The organism is Sphingomonas sp. P3_C5 (genome assembly GCF_056402635.1).
In genome coordinates, this window is the sequence record NZ_JBFUHA010000004.1 from 468,238 (window position 1) to 484,845 (window position 16,608).

The following is a 16,608-nucleotide window of genomic DNA, read 5'->3' on the forward strand; positions in this document are numbered from 1 at the left end:
GGATGGTTAATGGATCGTCGGCGCGATCAGCGATCCCGTAGCGATCCCGGCAGCATGGATCGATCACAGGGATGCGGTTGCTGCCAGGGCAGCAACCAGATCCTCCAAGACCGTAAATTCCCGCAAGGGACCGACAGGGAACCATGAGATGACCGACACGACCGATATGCTGGGCAAGACGGTGCTGATAACCGGCGGGACTTCGGGGGTCGGCCAGGTTTCGGCCCGCGAACTAGCCCGGCGCGGGGCCCGGATTATTCTGATCGGTCGCGATCGGGCACGCACGGATTCGGAACTTGAGGCACTTGCCGCGATTGCTCCCGGGCGGGCGCATTCCGCCCATTTCGCGGATCTCTTTTCGATGCACGATGTCCGGCGCGTCGCCGCCGAAATCGCTGCAGCCGAACCGCGCATCGACGTGCTGATCAACAATGCCGGCGCGAACATGGGTCCGGTCGGGCGCAAGGAAACGGTCGACGGGCTGGAGAAGACTTTCGCGCTCAACCACATGGCATACTTCGTACTGACCGATGGATTGATCGACACCCTGATCGCTTCGGCTCCGGCGCGGATCATCAACACCGCCTCCGATCGCGCCATGGTCACCAAGCTGAACTTTGCAGACCTGCAAGGCGTCCATGGCTATCGTTCAATGGACGCCTACTGCAAATCAAAGCTAGGCAATATCTATTTCACGCATTCCCTGTCCAGTCGGTTGCGCCATGCTGGGGTAACCGTCAATGCGTGGAACCCGGGCTTCACGCGCACCCGCTTTTATGGACCGACCACTGCATGGTGGATCCGGATCATCGCGAGTTTTGGTGCGGGCGACCCGGTCGAACGCGCCCGCACTCTGACCCATCTCGCGGCAGATGCAGAGCGGGCAGGGGATAACGATACGTTCTGGGCATTTATGAAGCCCGGCAAGATGTCGGCCGCATCGCGCGATTTCGCGGCCGCCGAGCAGTTGTGGCGGGCCTCCGTGGAGATCTTCACCACCCTGTTCGGTGTTGTGCCACGCATGGCGGCACTCCCGGCTGACGACTGAGCTTGCTCGGATCGCGCTATTCGAACCGGCAGGCCTCATCGAATTCAAGCCGGGGATTGCGCGGGTAATCGGCCGAACGATCGGCATAGCCCAGCGTGCAGATGAAGTTCGTGCGCCAGCGTCCGTCGGGAAAGAACGCGGCATCGAGTCTCGCGGCATCGAAGCCGGACATGGGCCCGCAGTCTAGCCCCAGTGCGCGCGCAGCAATCATGAAATAGGCCCCCTGCAAAGGGACGTTGCGGGCGAGCAGATCGTCAATGACGTGTTGATTTCCGGAGAAAACATTCCGGAAATCACGAGAGGGAAAAAGCTTCGGCATTTCATCAAAGAACTGCGTATCCGCGGCAACGATCGCCGTCACCGGCGCGCTCTCGACCTTTGCGTGGTTGCCGGGATTGATGCAGGCGAGGAGGCGGGCCTTGGCCTTGTCCGACGTGACAAACACGAAGCGCGCCGGGTTGCTGTTAGCGGAGGTCGGCCCCCAACGGCAGTGATCGTAAATCTGGCGCAGCAACGCCTCGGGCACCTGGCGGTCTTCGAAAGCGAATGCGGTTCGCGCCAGCTTGAACAGATTTTCCAGATCGAGTGGCGTTTGGTTCATAAGCAAGGAAACCTTCTGCGGATTGCGATTTCTGTCCGATGCAACGCTGGTTCGCGATAGCCTGCACCACGAAGCGGGGGGAATATCTGGCGCCGTAGATTTTTCGGCCTCGACATTCTCAAGGCCATGCCTCCGGTTTCACCGGTCCACGTGCGGGCAGCGGCAGGCTTGCGAGCAGTCCCGATGCAATGAGCATCGACGCCATAGCCATTTCGAGAAACACTGCGTAGCTTCCCGTGCGATCGAATGCTGTCGATGCTCCAAGCGGACCCAGCGTGGTGCCCATCGCCAGCGCGGTTAGTATGCCGCCGAACAGCGCGCCGAAGCTGCCCAGTCCAAAGAACCGGGTGACGAGATAGACGATCACGTCGACTTCTGCACCAAGCGCCAGCCCGACAAGGACGGCAGCGAGCATCGCCGCTGAACCGGCATCGCTCGCAAGCAGCAGCAGGCAGCCCAGCATCGGCAGCAGGAATATGGCAGCGCCCACCAGCGAGCCGCGCAACCTGTCGAGCAGCAGTCCGGTCCCAAGTCGACCAGCTACCGAGGCGATCCCCACCAGACCTGCAAACTTCGCCGCCGTCGGCCTGCCATAGCCCTTGCTGATCAGGATCGGAACGAAATGCACCGCAAGGCTCATCACGACCAGGCTGAAGAACAGGCTCGCCAGCAGCAGGCGCAAGTAGATTGATGAACGAAGTGCCTCGCGTAAACCGATCCCGGCATCAGCCCTTTCGCGCATCCGCCCTTTCCCCGGCCTGTCGTTCGCCGCGCTGCGGAAGAACAGAGCCACCATTGGAAAGGCGATCGCGGTCCAGATCGCACTTTGCCAGACGATCGCGCCGCGCCATCCTTTCGAGGCAAGCAGCTCGGTCGACATCCAGGGAAACAGGGCGCTCGCGAGGGCGCCGCCGCAAAGCATGACTCCCAGTGCAAATCCGCGCGACGCTGAAAATCGCGATGCCACCGCACTTGCCCAGACGGTGGACTGGACACCCAGGATGGCCAGCGAAATGAGCAGCCAGTGCACGATCCAGTTTGCCGCGGTGCCCGTCGCCTGACCGATCGCCGCTACAGCCAGCCCGCTCAAAGGCACTCCGGCCACGGCTATGCGGCGCGGGCCAAAGCGATCGACCATCATGCCGAGCGGCACCGAAAGCAGCGCTGAAAGAGCGGACGAAATACTGATGCCTAGAGTGACCTGCGTGCGGGTCCATCCGAATTCCTGACCGATCGGCTCGAAATAGGGGCCGAATCCGTAAACGTGCAAACTGGCACAGGAATAGCCGACTGCGCCCGCTATCGGCACCATCCCATATCGGCGCCATTCCTCGGCTGGCGAAAGAACGTGCTCGCTCACGACGGCGTCTCCGCGGGGCTAGATTGGCGTCGGCAGCCCCGAAGTGCAGCAACCTCAAGCCGTTTTTCGGCCAGAGGCTGTGATAATTCTCAGGCGATCCCCGAGGCCGCGAATTCGGCTGTGCAGTCTTCTGGTTAATACAGTCCAAAGGGCACGATGTTGGGCTCGATGCCGAAAAGGGATTTGCCGAGAACTTCGAAGCCGACGTGCGGAAGGCAGGCGAGGTGGCGTGCCTGGACGTTCAGGTCGCGCCAGTAACGCTGGTACACATTGTCGAGCATGAAGCCGGACGAGCCAGCGATATTCATCAACTGCTGCGCCGCATCCATGATCAGGTTGAAGACAACCGCATTCTCGCCCTTGAGCTGCGCGCGCTCGGATGCGACGAGGATTCTGCGTTCCAGCGCGGCGTCGTCGATATACTTGCACGCGCGTTCGGCGATGATCCGTGCCGAGCTGATCTTCGCCCAGGCTTCACCCAGATAATGCTGCGCGACGGGGGAGTTCATGGTGGGATTGTGGATCGTGGTCGGGATGCCCTTGGTACGGCAGCGCTCGATGATCGCTTCCGCAAGGGTCTCCGCGCCGCCGATGGCAAGGCCAACGAATGTTGAGCGGATCAAGGCAGTCACCGGCCAATAGTCCGAAGGGGCACCGAAGTGGCGCTTGGTCGTATCCATTTTTTCGAAGGAATTGGTGCTCTTGATCATCCGGTGCTCGGGGACGAAGACGTCCTTGGCGACGGAGGTGTCCGAACCGGTTCCCTGCAATCCAACCGAGAACCAGCTGTCCACGATCTCAAAATCGGATCTGGGCATATAGACGAAGCAGCCTGGCAGCTTGGTGCCATCTTCCTGCTCGATCATTACCCCGAACTGCCCCCAGTTGGACTGCCGGCAACCCGAGCTGTAGGGCCATGCACCGCTGACGCGATATCCACCTTCGACCGGCGTTGCCGTTCCCGGAGGCGTGGCGCTGCTGCAGATGCGGGGCTGGCCGGTGGAGAACAGGTCTTCCTGATTTTGATCGTTCGTGAGGGTGGAAATCCATCCTGTCCCATTGAGGATCTGGATCACCCAAGCGGTCGACATGTCGGCGCGGGCCAGCTGGCGGACAACTTGGAACATGCCGCTGCTGGACAGGGCCCAGCCGCCCCAGCGCCGAGGAACCATCAGACCCCACAGCTCAAGGTCATCGTAAAGCTTGGCAGTGGCCGCAGTCGGCGAACGGTCGGCTTCGCCTTGCGCAGCGTTTTCGCGGAACGTCGGCGTTGCAGCCTTAATACGCTTTACGAGTTCGGCAACGTTTTCATCGGAAAAGCGGAAGTTTTCGTCGTTGATAGGTGCAGCATGCGCTGTGGCCATTGGTAAATCCCCTCGTCAAGACAGGCTGTCCGGTTGCGACCACGGCGTTAGGCAAGTCTGTGGTGCATAAGGTCAGGGCATGCATTCATCATGGCCGACCTGACCGTCGCTACTCCATCGTTACAACCTGAAAACTTCGTTTCAAATAGTCATTTGAAATTTGTCGTTACGCGGTTTTCGGGGCTCACTCAAAGCCAATAATGTGACGGCGAGTCAGACTGTGGTCATGCCTTGGGCAAGACCGGGAGCGTTTGCAGATTGTTCCGCGTTCCAGCCGCCTTGTCGCACGGCATAGGCTATTGTCTGGTCTCCGAGAGGCGCCCCTATCACCCGGGTTGCCTCCGGCCAAAACGATGACGAACTGCCTGCCGCCGAGCTGGTTGTAGGTCATCGGTGAGGAATGTCCCGCCGGCGGGCCGGGTGGTCTGCCACAAGAGCTTGCCGGTACGCGGTTCGATAGCTCGAAACCTGCCGTCCTGATTGGCGGCGACGAACGTGAAGCCCGATGCCGTCGCCATTGCGCCGCCCGAACTCGGGGTGCCCATAGGCAAGGGCAGTCCCAGCTTCATGCCCAACAGTCCAGCCGCCGTCGTGCCATGCCTGACATTCCGTAAAAGATGCTGGCGACCTGCGCTGCGGAGAGGTGCAATTCTGCTGAATGCTTTTGAAACTGGCCGATGACGGTCCTGCCGGGCAGCGCGGTTCGCGCCGCCACCTGTCTTGACCTGGTGGCGATTGAAAATTTCTTATCACTCCGGTCAAAAATAGCAGGTGCGACATTAATTGGTTTCTATCACAATAGGTTGAGCAAATCCGTGGCGGCCACAATGCCGTCGCGGGTCAGGACCATGACGCGACTATTGTCGAATTTGGGCAGGTCGACCTATCTCTAGGTAGGATGAGGGGGTTTTGCAGCCGATTAAGCATCGAGCTCGCTCGAGGGATATCCAGATAAGGGTCACCAGCGAGGCCAAACATTGGCCCAATGCCAGTGTCGGCAGTTGATAGGGGAGAGGATAATGAGAAAGTACAATTTTCTAGGCGGGTTGGCCGTTGCGGCCCTTGCTGTTTCGGCGAGCGCGGCGCACGGGCAGGCTGCTCCTGCGGCGAATCCTGCGGCGAAACCCGATGCCGCACCCGCCACTGCCGACAGCGATGAGAATGGCCTTCGCGACATCATCGTCACCGCCAATCGCCGTGAGGAAAACGCGCAGAAGGTGCCGGTTTCGGTCGTCGCGTTCAGTGGCGCCGCGCTTGAGGAGCATCATGTCACCCGTCTGGGCGACCTTACCTTGATCGCACCGGGCCTCCGCTTCGCGTCTCAGGGTGGCGGCGCCGCCATGAACGTGGTCATGCGCGGTCTTCAGCGCACGGCTTCGGGCAACGCGCCGAACGCGGTGATCACTTACTTCGCCGATATCCCGCTGTACTTCAACGGGTCAAACATCACGCCGTACGACATGAGCAACATCCAGGTCCTGAAAGGTCCGCAGGGCACGCTGTTCGGCCGCAACGCCATAGGCGGCGCCATCCTGCTCACGCCGCAGGCGCCCACCTACGAGCTGGGCGGTTACGTTCAAGGCACCTACGGCAACTACAACACCCGCGACCTCGAGGGCGCGCTCAACCTGCCGATCATTCAGGACAAGATCGCCCTGCGCGTCGCCGGCAAGATTTCGCGGCGCGATGGCTACACCCACGTCATCGGGAAGGGTGGCGATGCTGACGATGTTCACACTGATTCGTTCCGCGCCAGCCTGCTGATCACACCGACCAACGGTATCCGCAACACCACGGTGTTCGACTATTATCTCGCGGATGAAGTCGGTCCGGGCGCGGTGCTCACGGGCCTTATCGGTGGTGGCGCAATCCGTATTCCGCAGCTGGCCCACTTCTTCGACTGCAACACTGTTAGCGCCAATAACCCCGCTGGATGCGCGGGTTTGCCAGCGGTTCCGGCGCTTGCAGGCCCGGGCTACGACATCGACGACCAACTGGCCCGCCAGCGGGCAGCCGGTCTTCGCACCACCTATTCGGATATCGTCCAGAACCTCTATCGCAAGCAGCTGGGCATTTCGAACAAGACCGAGATGGAAATCACGGACGGCCTGACCCTGCGCAACATCTTCGGCTATCGTCAAACCCGCGTTCGCACCAGCTTCAACGTCGACGGCGTCGACTCGCCGCTGCCGCTGATCGACGGGTTCGCCCGCGATTCCGAGAAGCAGTACAGCGACGAGCTTCATGCCTATGGCAAGCTGCTGGACGGTCGCCTGGATTACCTTGTGGGCCTGTTCTATATTCATGAATCGCCGAACGGGCAGAGCAGCGGCACCAACTTCGTCGCCTTCGCCCCGTCAGGCAAGTGGACCTTGGCCTACCAAAGCAAGGTCAACAAGGCTGCATTTGGCCAGGCCAGCTTCAAGGTCATAGACGCGGTGAAGCTCACCGGTGGCATCCGCTATAACACCACCGCGACCACCGGTTGTTCAGCGGTCACGGTGCAATCCTTCGCGGTCGGGGTCCTCACGGATGCCACGACCGGCGAACCGTCGGTCCTGCCAAGCAACTGTCCCGGCGCGCCCGGCGCCACCATTGCTACCGAAAAGGAGCACGCCTGGACCTACAACCTTGCAGTCGACTGGCAGGTCAACGACAGCATCCTTGTCTATGCGACCCATCGCAAGGGCTACCGTGAAGGCGGGCTGAACTATCCGCTTTTCAACAGCCCCTGCACCACCAGCAGCACCAGTGGCCTCTGCGGTGCCTCCACCGGCGCTGACCTCCGCCCCTACCAGACGATCAAGCCTGAAATCATCAAGGACGTCGAACTTGGCTTAAAGTCCGAGTTCCCGCTGGGCGAAGGCAAGGCACGCTTCAACCTGGCACTGTACTATTCTTGGTACACCAATGGCGTGCTGGGCTTCAATACCAGTGGCATCGTTCCCACAGGCGATCCGGCGGCACCGCAGTTCACCGCGATCAACGTCAATGTGGGCGATTATCATATCAAGGGCTTCGAAGCCGAACTGACGCTGCAGCCGGTGTCCGGCCTGTCGTGGACCAACTCGGCGGTTTATACAGACTCGAAATTAATAAAGACGACGCTTCCGAACATCCCAGGGCTCTCGACCGCTCTGCCACTCCCGGCCTCGCCGAAGTGGGCGCTCACCTCAGCGGTGCGCTGGGTCATGCCGGTCCGTCCGCTCGACGGTCACGTAACTGCCAACTTCGACCTCTACTATCAGGGCAGCTTCTACGTCAGCGGCGATACGCTTCCGGCGTTCACGGTGGCCAACGCGCGGCTCGAATGGTCGGACATCTCGGGTACCGGTCTCTCGGCCTCCGTCTATATGCGCAACGTCTTCAACAAGACCTACTCGATCGCCGGTGTGGCAGCGGCCAGCGCTATTGGCATTGTCACCCGCAACTACGCAGAACCGCGGATGTTCGGGCTCGAACTCGGCTACAAGTTCTGATCTATCTGGGGGCGGTTCGGGTGTAAGCCCGAGCCGCCCTTTTTTGCGTTCGGCTCCGCGGGTAAACTCCAAGGGACTATTCGCGGACTTTGGGTCAGCAGTCCGAAGGGCGTGCAGACCCTGAGCTTGTCCGCACCTTGTCTTACAGTATGACTAAGTCGCACACTTTGTGGACGGATTGCGTGATGTCTAAAATGCTAATCGAAAAGGCCCGCCGCCTCGTTGTGGACGGAGGTCTGTCGCGTTCGGGCCTCGCCCGTGCAGCGGGCCTGCCGGCCGACGCCTTGCGGGAAATCGCCGAGGCGGACTGGACGCCGACCGCCGCGACGCTTGGGAAGCTCGAGCGCTTTTTTGAAGACGGAGAGGATTCTCCGGTCCTCGTTCCGATCGAGGACATCATCGAAGAGGCGCGAAACGGGCGCATGTTCGTTCTGGTCGATGATGAGGATCGCGAGAACGAAGGTGACCTCGTTATCCCGGCGCAAATGGCCACGCCGGATGCTGTGAACTTCATGGCCACGCATGGTCGGGGACTGGTCTGCCTGACCCTGACCCGCGCACGTGCCGAACAGCTCGGCCTTGAATTGATGAGCCGCAACAACGGGACCCGCCACGAAACTGCTTTCACGGTCTCGATCGAGGCGGGCGAGGGCGTCACCACCGGAATTTCTGCCGGTGACCGCGCACGCACAGTCGCAGTCGCCATCGACGCCTCCAAGGGCCGCGAAGATATCGTGACGCCCGGCCATGTCTTCCCCTTGATCGCGCGCGACGGGGGCGTGCTGGTTCGCGCCGGTCACACTGAAGCCGCCGTCGATATCTCGCGCCTGGCMGGACTGAATCCTTCCGGCGTGATCTGTGAGATCATGAAGGAAGACGGGACGATGGCGCGAATGGACGATCTTGTTCCGTTTGCGCGCAAGCACGGGCTCAAGATGGGGACAATTCGCGACCTCATCGAATATCGCCGGCGTAATGACCATCTTGTGGAATGCATCGGCCATTCTCCGTTCCGTTCCGATTACGGCGGCGACTGGACGATCCATACCTATCGCAACAAGGTCGATGGTACGATTCATCTCGTGCTCCAGAAGGGGTCGGTCGTTGCCGATCAAGCAACACTGGTTCGCGTCCATGGCATTTCGATCCTCTCGGACATTTTAGGGCAAGCAGGGCCGCGCAAGCGGGCGCTCCAACGCGCCATGGTAGAGGTCGGCAAGGCAGGCGCAGGCCTCGTCGTGCTGCTGATCGCTCCGGATCATGAGCAGTTCACCGCAGAGGTCCGCGGCGAAGTGACTTCGATGATGGATTTGCGCAGCTACGGGATCGGCGCGCAGATTCTCGCGGACATGGGCGTTCACGACCTGATCCTGCTGACCAACACTGACGTGACCCGCAATATCGTCGCGATCGAGGGTTACGGATTGAACGTGGTCGGCCAGCAAGTGCTCCCGACCGAGGGGGCGGCCGTCGTAGATGGTCAGCCCCGGTAAATCGCATTTCGAGATCGATCGCCATGCAAACCTATGTACCTCCGATTGCCGATTATGCCTTCCTCCTGCACGAAGTGCTCGGCTTCGATCAGGCGATGCTGGAACTGGGCCGCGACGACCTGGATGCGGGCTTGGCCCGTGCGGTTCTCGAGGAGGCCGGGAAATTCTGCGCCCAACAGCTTCAGCCGCTAAACCGTGAGGGGGACGAACGCGGCGCAATCCTGAGTAATGGCGAGGTGACGACGCCGCCCGGCTTTGCCGAGGCCTGGCGCGCGTTCAGCGATGGCGGATGGACCTCACTTTCGGCAGATCCGGCTTGGGGCGGGCAGGGACTGCCGTTCATCCTCCAGCTTTGGCTGGATGAGATGATGTCGGCCACAAACCTGTCGTTCGGCCTGTTCCCAGGCCTGACCCGCGGGGCCAGCGAAGCGATCGCAGCACATGCCTCGGACGAGTTAAAGGCTGTTTATCTGCCGCCGATGGTACGTGGCGAGTGGACCGGTGCCATGGCACTGACCGAAAGCAGCGCCGGCACCGATCTCGCCCTCCTCAGGACCCGCGCCGAACCGAACGAGGACGGCAGCTATACCGTTACCGGAACCAAGATTTTCATATCGTCGGGCGATCACGATTTTGGCGGCAACGTTGTTCACCTTGTGCTCGCCCGACTGCCTGATGCACCCGCCGGGGTAAAAGGTATCAGTCTGTTCCTGGTTCCCAAATTCCTCCCAGACGACAAGGGTGGCGTAACGGAGCGTAACGCGACGTCAGTCGGCGCACTCGAGAAGAAGATGGGCATCCACGCCCAGCCAACCTGTGTGATGAATTACGATGGGGCGATCGGCTGGCTGGTCGGCGAGCCGCATCGAGGGCTGACCGCCATGTTCACGATGATGAACGCGGAACGACTGATGGTCGGCATCCAGGGACTTGGCGTGGCTGGTGGCGCCTACCAGCAAGCCGCGGGCTATGCCAGGGAACGCTTGCAAGGTCGAAGCGCAGACGGCGCGCGCGGGCCAGTAGCGATCATAGAGCATGCCGACGTACGGCGCATGCTGCTGGGCATCCGCAGCTTCGTCGAGGCTGGGCGAGCGCTTGGTGGTTGGACGGCGCTTCAGTTGGATAAGGCGAATTCCCACCCCAATCCGACGGAGCGAGCCAAGGCTGACAATTTCGTTGCCCTGCTCACACCTGTCGTCAAGGCGGCATTTACCGATCTGGGATTCGAAAGTGCGGTTCAGGCGCAGCAGGTTTTCGGTGGTCATGGCTACATTCGCGAGTGGGGCATGGAACAATTCGTCCGCGATGCTCGCATCGCGCAGATTTACGAGGGCACCAACGGCGTGCAGGCCATGGACCTCATTAGCCGCAAGCTCGCACTTGGCGGCGGTTCGGTGGTGGATGCATTCTTCGACCTGGTCGCCAACGATCTGGCCGTTGCCGCAGAGGTCGAAGCGGCACGTGCAATCTCGAACGCCTCGGCCGACCTTCTCGTCGCCCTGCGCGACGTAACTCGCACTCTGAGTGGGTGGGGAATGGATATGCTCGGCGCTGTCGCGGCTGACTACCTGCGATTGTTCGCCCTGGTCTGCCTGGGATGGATGTGGGCGCGAATGGCCGCCTCCGGTGCGCGGGGAGACACGCCACTCCATGCCTCGAAAGTCAAATTGGCCAACTGGTTCATGGAGAAGATGCTGCCGCAGGGGCGTGCCTTGACTGCTCAGATCACAACAGGTTCGCACACTGCGCTCGCATTCACCGCAGAAGAATTCTAATTTTGCAGGCGAGACGAATTCAATCCCTGGCCCGTGTAATGCACCATTAACAGCCGGGACCAAACGCCCGGTCGAAGACAAGTTGCAATCTCGACGATGTCCCGCCCGCGCCCAATTTTGTCATTGCCCCATAATTGTCGACATCAATGCCCGTCGGAATTCTGGGATGCCGGTGTAGGGCAACGGCTCGCGACCGGACGCGTGGATCGCCTCGCCAGCTGCGCGAGTCGCCTCGACCGTCGCGTTGATCGACGACTGTTCATGCGCGGCGACGGCGACCTTGTCCCCTTCGGCGCGGAGCCTTTGGCCTCCGCGCAGCCAATGCCTGGCCCCGCACCGGTCGCCAGCGCGACCGTGTCGGTAATCCTCAAATCCATCGTTTAGCCTCGCCTGATCTTCCAGCGCTCGGGCAGCAATGCCTTCTGACTACCTGCCATTGGATAGGGTCGCATCGCTCGAGGCTGGTTCAGGCGAACCGCGAATGGAGGAGCGATCGTGGCACGACCCTATATCGTCGGCATTGGCGGCACTGCCAGGCCGGGTTCGACAACCGAGCGGCTGGCGCGGGCAGTCCTCGCTTCCTGCGAAGCGCGTGGCGCGTGCACGCGTATGTTCGGAGGCGAGCATCTGCTCTCGCTGCCGCACTATGTTCCGGAGAATCCCGAGCGGAGCCCAGCCCAGGCCGACCTCATCGCTGCAGTGCGTGAGGCGAATGGTTTTGTGATCGCCACACCCGGCTATCACGGCAGCGTGTCAGCCCTGGTCAAGAACGCGATCGACCTGATCGAGGACACCCGAACCGACGCGCGCGTCTATCTCGACGGATGCCCGGTCGGCCTGGTCGTCACCGCCGCCGGCTGGCAGGCGACGGGGATCACCATGAGCGCACAGCGCGACATCGTGCATGCCCTGCGCGGTTGGCCGACTCCTCTGGGAATCGGGGTCAACAGCGTCCAGCAAAAGCCGTTCGATGGCGAGGGCGCGCTGGCCGACGAGGCGATCCGCGCCATGATCGATTCCCAAGCCTGGCAGATCTTGTCGCTCCTTCACAGGACGGAAGCGTGTGAGCAGGCTGCCTGACATGGCGGACTCCGTTCGCGCTTTCGATGTCGTGATCGTCGGTGCCGGGCATGGTGGTGCCGCGGCCGCGATCGCGCTTCGCCAGGGGAAGTTCGAGGGGTCGATTGCGTTGATCGGAGCCGAGACTGACCTTCCCTATGAGCGGCCGCCGCTGTCCAAGGACTATCTGTCGGGCGACAAGCCGTTCGAACGGATCCTGATCCGCCCGTCCGGCTTCTGGGCCGAGCGCGGCATCGAGACGATCCTCGGCCATGGCGTCATCGCCGTGGACGCCGGCGCGCATCGCGTCCGTCTGTCGACAGGCGAGGTCATCGAGTACGGCAAGCTGATCTGGTCGGCCGGAGGGTCGGCGCGGCGCCTCACCTGCCGCGGCCATGATCTGGACGGCGTCCATGCGATTCGTACGCGCGCCGACATCGATCGCCTGCTCGCGGAATTGCCTCGGGTCGAGCAGGTGATCGTGATTGGCGGAGGCTATATCGGTCTCGAAGCAGCCGCCGTGTTGCGCAAGCTCGGCAAACAGGTCGTGCTGCTCGAAGCGCTCGATCGCGTGCTGGCGCGGGTCGCGGGCGAGCATGTGTCGCGCTTCTACGAACGGGAGCACCGTGCGCACGGCGTGGACATCCGACTGAACGCGCTGGTCGAGCGGATCGAGGGCGACGAACGGGTCACGGGCGTCAGGCTCGCAGCGGGCGAATTTGTCCCCGCGCAGATAGTGATTGTCGGGATCGGCATCGAACCGGCAGTTGGCCCCCTGCTTGCCGCCGGCGCGCGAGGCGGCAACGGCGTCGAGATCGGCCCCGATTGCCGGACCTCGCTCGCAGATATCTTCGCGATTGGGGATTGTGCGCTCCATCCCAATCGCTTTGCCGCCGAAAGTCCGCTCCGCCTCGAGTCCGTCCAGAATGCGCATGACCAGGCACATGTCGTCGCCGGGACCATCCTCGGTCAGACGGTCACCTATGATGCGGTTCCGTGGTTCTGGTCGAACCAATATGACCTGCGGCTTCAGACCGTCGGGATTTCCGCGGGGCACGACTCGACCGTGTTGCGAGGCGAGGTGGGCGGCCGCAGTTTCTCGGTCATCTACCGTCGCCTTGGCCGCGTCATCGCGCTCGACTGCGTCAATGCCGCCCGCGACTTCGTCCAGGGCCGGACCCTGGTGCTGGGTGGTTCGACGGCAACGCCGGACCAGCTTGCCGACCCGGCACGCTCTCTCAAGGACCTTGCTGCGAGAGTGGCTGCATGACCGGTCCGTTCGAGCTTACCGACGAGCAGATCCAGATCCAGGAGACGGCGCGCCAGTTCACGGCCGATGCGATCACCCCGCTTGCCGCGGAATGGGACGAGAAGCACATCTTCCCGCGCGACACGATCCGTGCCGCCGCCGAGCTCGGCTTCGGTTCGATCTATGTCTCCGAAGCGAGCGGCGGCATCGGGCTGGGCCGGCTCGAATCGGCGCTGATCATGGAGGCGATGGCTTATGGCTGTCCCTCGACCAGCGCCTTCATATCGATCCACAATATGGCGACCTGGATGATCGACTGCTTCGGCGGCAAGGCGGCCAAGGACAAATACCTTCCCTCGCTGATCACGATGGAGCGGATCGCCAGCTATGCCCTGACCGAAGCCGGCGCTGGCTCGGACGCCGCCTCGCTCGGGACCAGGGCGGTCAGGGATGGCGGCCACTATGTCGTCACCGGAACGAAGCAGTTCATCTCGGGCGGCGGCGAGAACGAGATCTATGTCGTGATGGTCCGCACCGGCCCAGACACGGCTGAGGGACTGGGCGCGAAGGGGATCTCGTGCCTCGTGATCGAGAAGGACATGTCCGGTGTCAGCTTCGGTGCGCAGGAGCGCAAGCTCGGCTGGCATTCGCAGCCGACCGCGCAGGTGATCCTCGATGAGGTCCGCGTCCCGGTCGAGAATCGCATCGGCGGCGAAGGCGAAGGCTTCCGCATTGCGATGATGGGGTTGGACGGTGGGCGTCTCAACATCGGCGCCTGCTCGCTCGGCGGGGCGCAGCGCTGCCTCGACGAGGCGGTGAATTATACCAGGGAGCGCAAGCAGTTCGGCAGTGCGATCGCGGATTTTCAGAACACGCAGTTCACGCTCGCCGACATGGCGACCGACCTCGAAGCGGCGCGCGCGCTGCTCTACATGGCGGCCGCCAAGGTGACGGCGAACGCGCCGGACAAGACCAGGTTCGCTGCCATGGCGAAGCGCCTCGCGACCGATACCGGCTGCTCGATCGCCGACCGCGCGCTGCAGCTTCATGGCGGCTATGGGTATCTCATGGACTATCCGATCGAGCGCTTCTGGCGCGACCTGCGGGTCCACTCGATCCTCGAAGGCACCAATCAGGTGATGCGGATGATCGTCGGCCGCGAGCTTGTTCGGCAATGAACCAGGAGGTCATCACGTCCGTTCAGGGTGCGGTCGGTCGCCTGCGCCTCAACCGGCCGCGCGCCATCCATGCGCTCACACGACCAATGATTGATGCGATGACGCGTGCGCTTCTCGCATGGCGCGGCGATCCGTCGATCAAAGCGGTGCTGCTCGATCATGCCGAGGGGCGCGGTTTCTGTGCAGGTGGCGACATTCGCATGTTGGCGCAAAGCGCCGGCGGCGACTGTGTCGAGGCTGAGGAATTCTTCCTTGCCGAATATCGGCTCAACCATTTGCTCTTCACCTACACCAAGCCGGTTGTCGCTTTCATGGATGGCATCACGATGGGCGGCGGCGTTGGCATCTCTATGCCGGCACCCTTTCGGATTGCGACGGAACGCACTGTCTTCGCGATGCCTGAGACCGGCATCGGCCTTTTCCCCGATGTCGGGGGTGGCTGGTATCTCTCGCGCCTTCCGCGGCGGGCGGGGGTCTGGCTCGCCTTGACCAGCGCGAAGCTGGGCGGACCCGATGCTGTAGCCCTGGGAATTGCGTCGCACTATCTCGAGTCGGAGCGACTGGAAGCCGTCAAGGAACGGCTGATCGCCTATCCCGATTCGATCCAGTCCATTCTTCGGGTCGAATGCGGCCGGCCCCCGGCGGCGGCGATCACCGCGGCTTTGCCCATGATCGAAAAGCTCTTTGCGTCGGACAGCTTTGGCGAGATTGCCAACGCCGTTGCAGCGGACCCCTCTACATGGGCGCGAGACCAACGCGAGGCGCTCGCCGCAAGATCACCTCAAGCCGTCAAAGTTGCGCTTCGTCAGCTCGTTGAGGGCGCCGGCATGACCGATTTTGCGCAGAACATGCGCAACGAGTTCCGCATTGCCTGCCATGTGATCCGCCGCCCCGATTTCGTCGAAGGGGTTCGCGCAATGATGATCGACAAGGACACGCCGCGCTGGGACCCGCCGAGCGCGGACCTGGTCGATGAAACGCTGCTCGATTCGTTATTCGCGCCTCTCGCACCAGAGCGGGAATGGTCTCCCTTGCCCGAACTTTGCTGACAGAGGATCGCCCAGACATGAGCTATCAGTCATGATTTACGAAACCATCCTGGTCGAGCAGCGCGGCGCGGTCACGCTGATCACGCTCAACCGGCCCCAGGCGCTGAACGCGCTCAACAGCCAGATCCTGGCCGATCTGCTCGCCGCGGTCGCCGCGTTCGACGCCGATCCGTCACAGGGCTGCGCCGTGCTCACCGGCAGCGAAAAGGCCTTTGCCGCTGGTGCCGACATCAAGGAGATGCAGGCCCAAGGCTTTGCCGACATGTACGGCCATGATTTCTTCTCCGGCTGGGACCGGTTCGCCGCGACACGCAAGCCGATCATTGCCGCGGTCGCCGGCTTCGCGCTCGGCGGCGGCTGCGAGGTCGCGATGATGTGCGACTTCATCCTTGCGGCGGACACGGCGAAGTTCGGCCAGCCCGAGATCAAGCTCGCGGTCACGCCCGGCATGGGCGGCTCGCAGCGTCTTACACGTGCGGTCGGCAAGGCCAAGGCGATGGAGATGTGCCTGACCGGCCGCATGATGAACGCCGAGGAAGCGGAACGCAGCGGTCTTGTCAGCCGTATCATCCCCGCCGCCGATCTGATCGAGGAAGCGGTGAAGACCGCCGCCACGATCGCATCCATGGCGCCGCTCGCGGTGCTGGCGAACAAGGAAATGGTCAACGCCGCTTTCGAGACCAGCCTCGCCATGGGCGTGCAGTTCGAACGCAGGCTGTTCCACGGCATGTTCGGTACTGAAGACCAGAAGGAAGGCATGGCCGCCTTTGTCGAGAAGCGGCCGGGAAAGTGGACGGGGAAATAACATGGCACGCGTCGGATTTATCGGTCTCGGCAATATGGGCGGCGGCATGGCCGCGAACCTCGCGAAGAAGGGGCATGATGTCCGCGCCTTCGATCTCTCCGCCGAGGCGCTCGATCGCGCGAAGGAGGCCGGCTGCCTCCCCGTCGCC

General features: G+C 62.3%; 14 protein-coding genes. 10 read left to right on the forward strand and 4 right to left on the reverse strand.

Annotated features, from left to right (window positions below; all coding sequences use genetic code 11):
• The first annotated feature begins 148 nt into the window (after positions 1–148).
• On the forward strand, positions 149–1,048 hold the full coding sequence (locus AC1DVS_RS13335) for an SDR family NAD(P)-dependent oxidoreductase (protein WP_478023716.1): 900 nt from the start codon (positions 149–151) through the stop codon (positions 1,046–1,048).
• A 16-nt stretch (positions 1,049–1,064) separates the two neighbouring features.
• Here AC1DVS_RS13335 and AC1DVS_RS13340 read toward each other — a convergent pair whose 3' ends face one another.
• The 4 genes from AC1DVS_RS13340 to AC1DVS_RS13355 all read right to left on the reverse strand — a co-directional run bounded on the left by AC1DVS_RS13340 (position 1,065) and on the right by AC1DVS_RS13355 (position 5,116).
• Positions 1,065–1,649: a malonic semialdehyde reductase gene (locus tag AC1DVS_RS13340; protein WP_478023718.1), complete on the reverse strand. Its 585-nt coding sequence runs from the start codon at positions 1,647–1,649 to the stop codon at positions 1,065–1,067.
• 118 nt (positions 1,650–1,767) lie between these two features.
• Positions 1,768–3,009 carry an MFS transporter gene (locus tag AC1DVS_RS13345; RefSeq protein WP_478023719.1) on the reverse strand — a complete coding sequence of 414 codons (1,242 nt, stop codon included), beginning with the start codon at positions 3,007–3,009 and terminating at the stop codon, positions 1,768–1,770.
• Positions 3,010–3,143: 134 nt separating this feature from the next.
• Positions 3,144–4,373, reverse strand: a complete 1,230-nt coding sequence (locus tag AC1DVS_RS13350) for an acyl-CoA dehydrogenase family protein (RefSeq protein ID WP_478023721.1) — start codon at positions 4,371–4,373, stop codon at positions 3,144–3,146.
• A 326-nt stretch (positions 4,374–4,699) separates the two neighbouring features.
• Complete coding sequence (locus tag AC1DVS_RS13355) at positions 4,700–5,116, reverse strand: hypothetical protein (RefSeq protein ID WP_478023754.1); 417 nt, start codon at positions 5,114–5,116, stop codon at positions 4,700–4,702.
• A 276-nt stretch (positions 5,117–5,392) separates the two neighbouring features.
• Between AC1DVS_RS13355 and AC1DVS_RS13360 the strand changes: the two genes are divergently transcribed.
• The 9 genes from AC1DVS_RS13360 to AC1DVS_RS13400 form a co-directional block, all read left to right on the forward strand.
• Positions 5,393–7,852 (forward strand): TonB-dependent receptor, encoded by a 2,460-nt coding sequence (locus AC1DVS_RS13360; RefSeq protein WP_478023723.1) that lies wholly within the window; start codon positions 5,393–5,395, stop codon positions 7,850–7,852.
• 185 nt (positions 7,853–8,037) lie between these two features.
• Positions 8,038–9,345, forward strand: coding sequence for a 3,4-dihydroxy-2-butanone-4-phosphate synthase (gene ribB, locus AC1DVS_RS13365; protein ID WP_478023725.1), 1,308 nt, complete (start codon positions 8,038–8,040; stop codon positions 9,343–9,345).
• 23 nt (positions 9,346–9,368) lie between these two features.
• Positions 9,369–11,120: an acyl-CoA dehydrogenase family protein gene (locus tag AC1DVS_RS13370; RefSeq protein ID WP_478023727.1), complete on the forward strand. Its 1,752-nt coding sequence runs from the start codon at positions 9,369–9,371 to the stop codon at positions 11,118–11,120.
• A gap of 495 nt (positions 11,121–11,615) precedes the next feature.
• Entirely contained in the window at positions 11,616–12,200 is a 585-nt protein-coding gene (locus AC1DVS_RS13375) for an NADPH-dependent FMN reductase (RefSeq protein WP_478023729.1), read from the forward strand.
• Position 12,201: 1 nt separating this feature from the next.
• Positions 12,202–13,449 carry an NAD(P)/FAD-dependent oxidoreductase gene (locus AC1DVS_RS13380; protein WP_478023731.1) on the forward strand — a complete coding sequence of 416 codons (1,248 nt, stop codon included), beginning with the start codon at positions 12,202–12,204 and terminating at the stop codon, positions 13,447–13,449.
• Complete coding sequence (locus AC1DVS_RS13385; RefSeq protein WP_478023733.1) at positions 13,446–14,606, forward strand: acyl-CoA dehydrogenase family protein; 1,161 nt, start codon at positions 13,446–13,448, stop codon at positions 14,604–14,606. The genes AC1DVS_RS13380 and AC1DVS_RS13385 overlap by 4 nt, the downstream gene beginning before the upstream one ends.
• Positions 14,603–15,655 (forward strand): enoyl-CoA hydratase/isomerase family protein, encoded by a 1,053-nt coding sequence (locus AC1DVS_RS13390; protein WP_478023734.1) that lies wholly within the window; start codon positions 14,603–14,605, stop codon positions 15,653–15,655. The genes AC1DVS_RS13385 and AC1DVS_RS13390 overlap by 4 nt, the downstream gene beginning before the upstream one ends.
• Positions 15,656–15,686: 31 nt before the next feature.
• Positions 15,687–16,460, forward strand: a complete 774-nt coding sequence (locus AC1DVS_RS13395) for an enoyl-CoA hydratase (RefSeq protein WP_478023736.1) — start codon at positions 15,687–15,689, stop codon at positions 16,458–16,460.
• Position 16,461: 1 nt separating this feature from the next.
• Positions 16,462–16,608: NAD(P)-binding domain-containing protein (locus AC1DVS_RS13400; protein WP_478023756.1), on the forward strand; the 147-nt coding region annotated here is incomplete at its 3' end.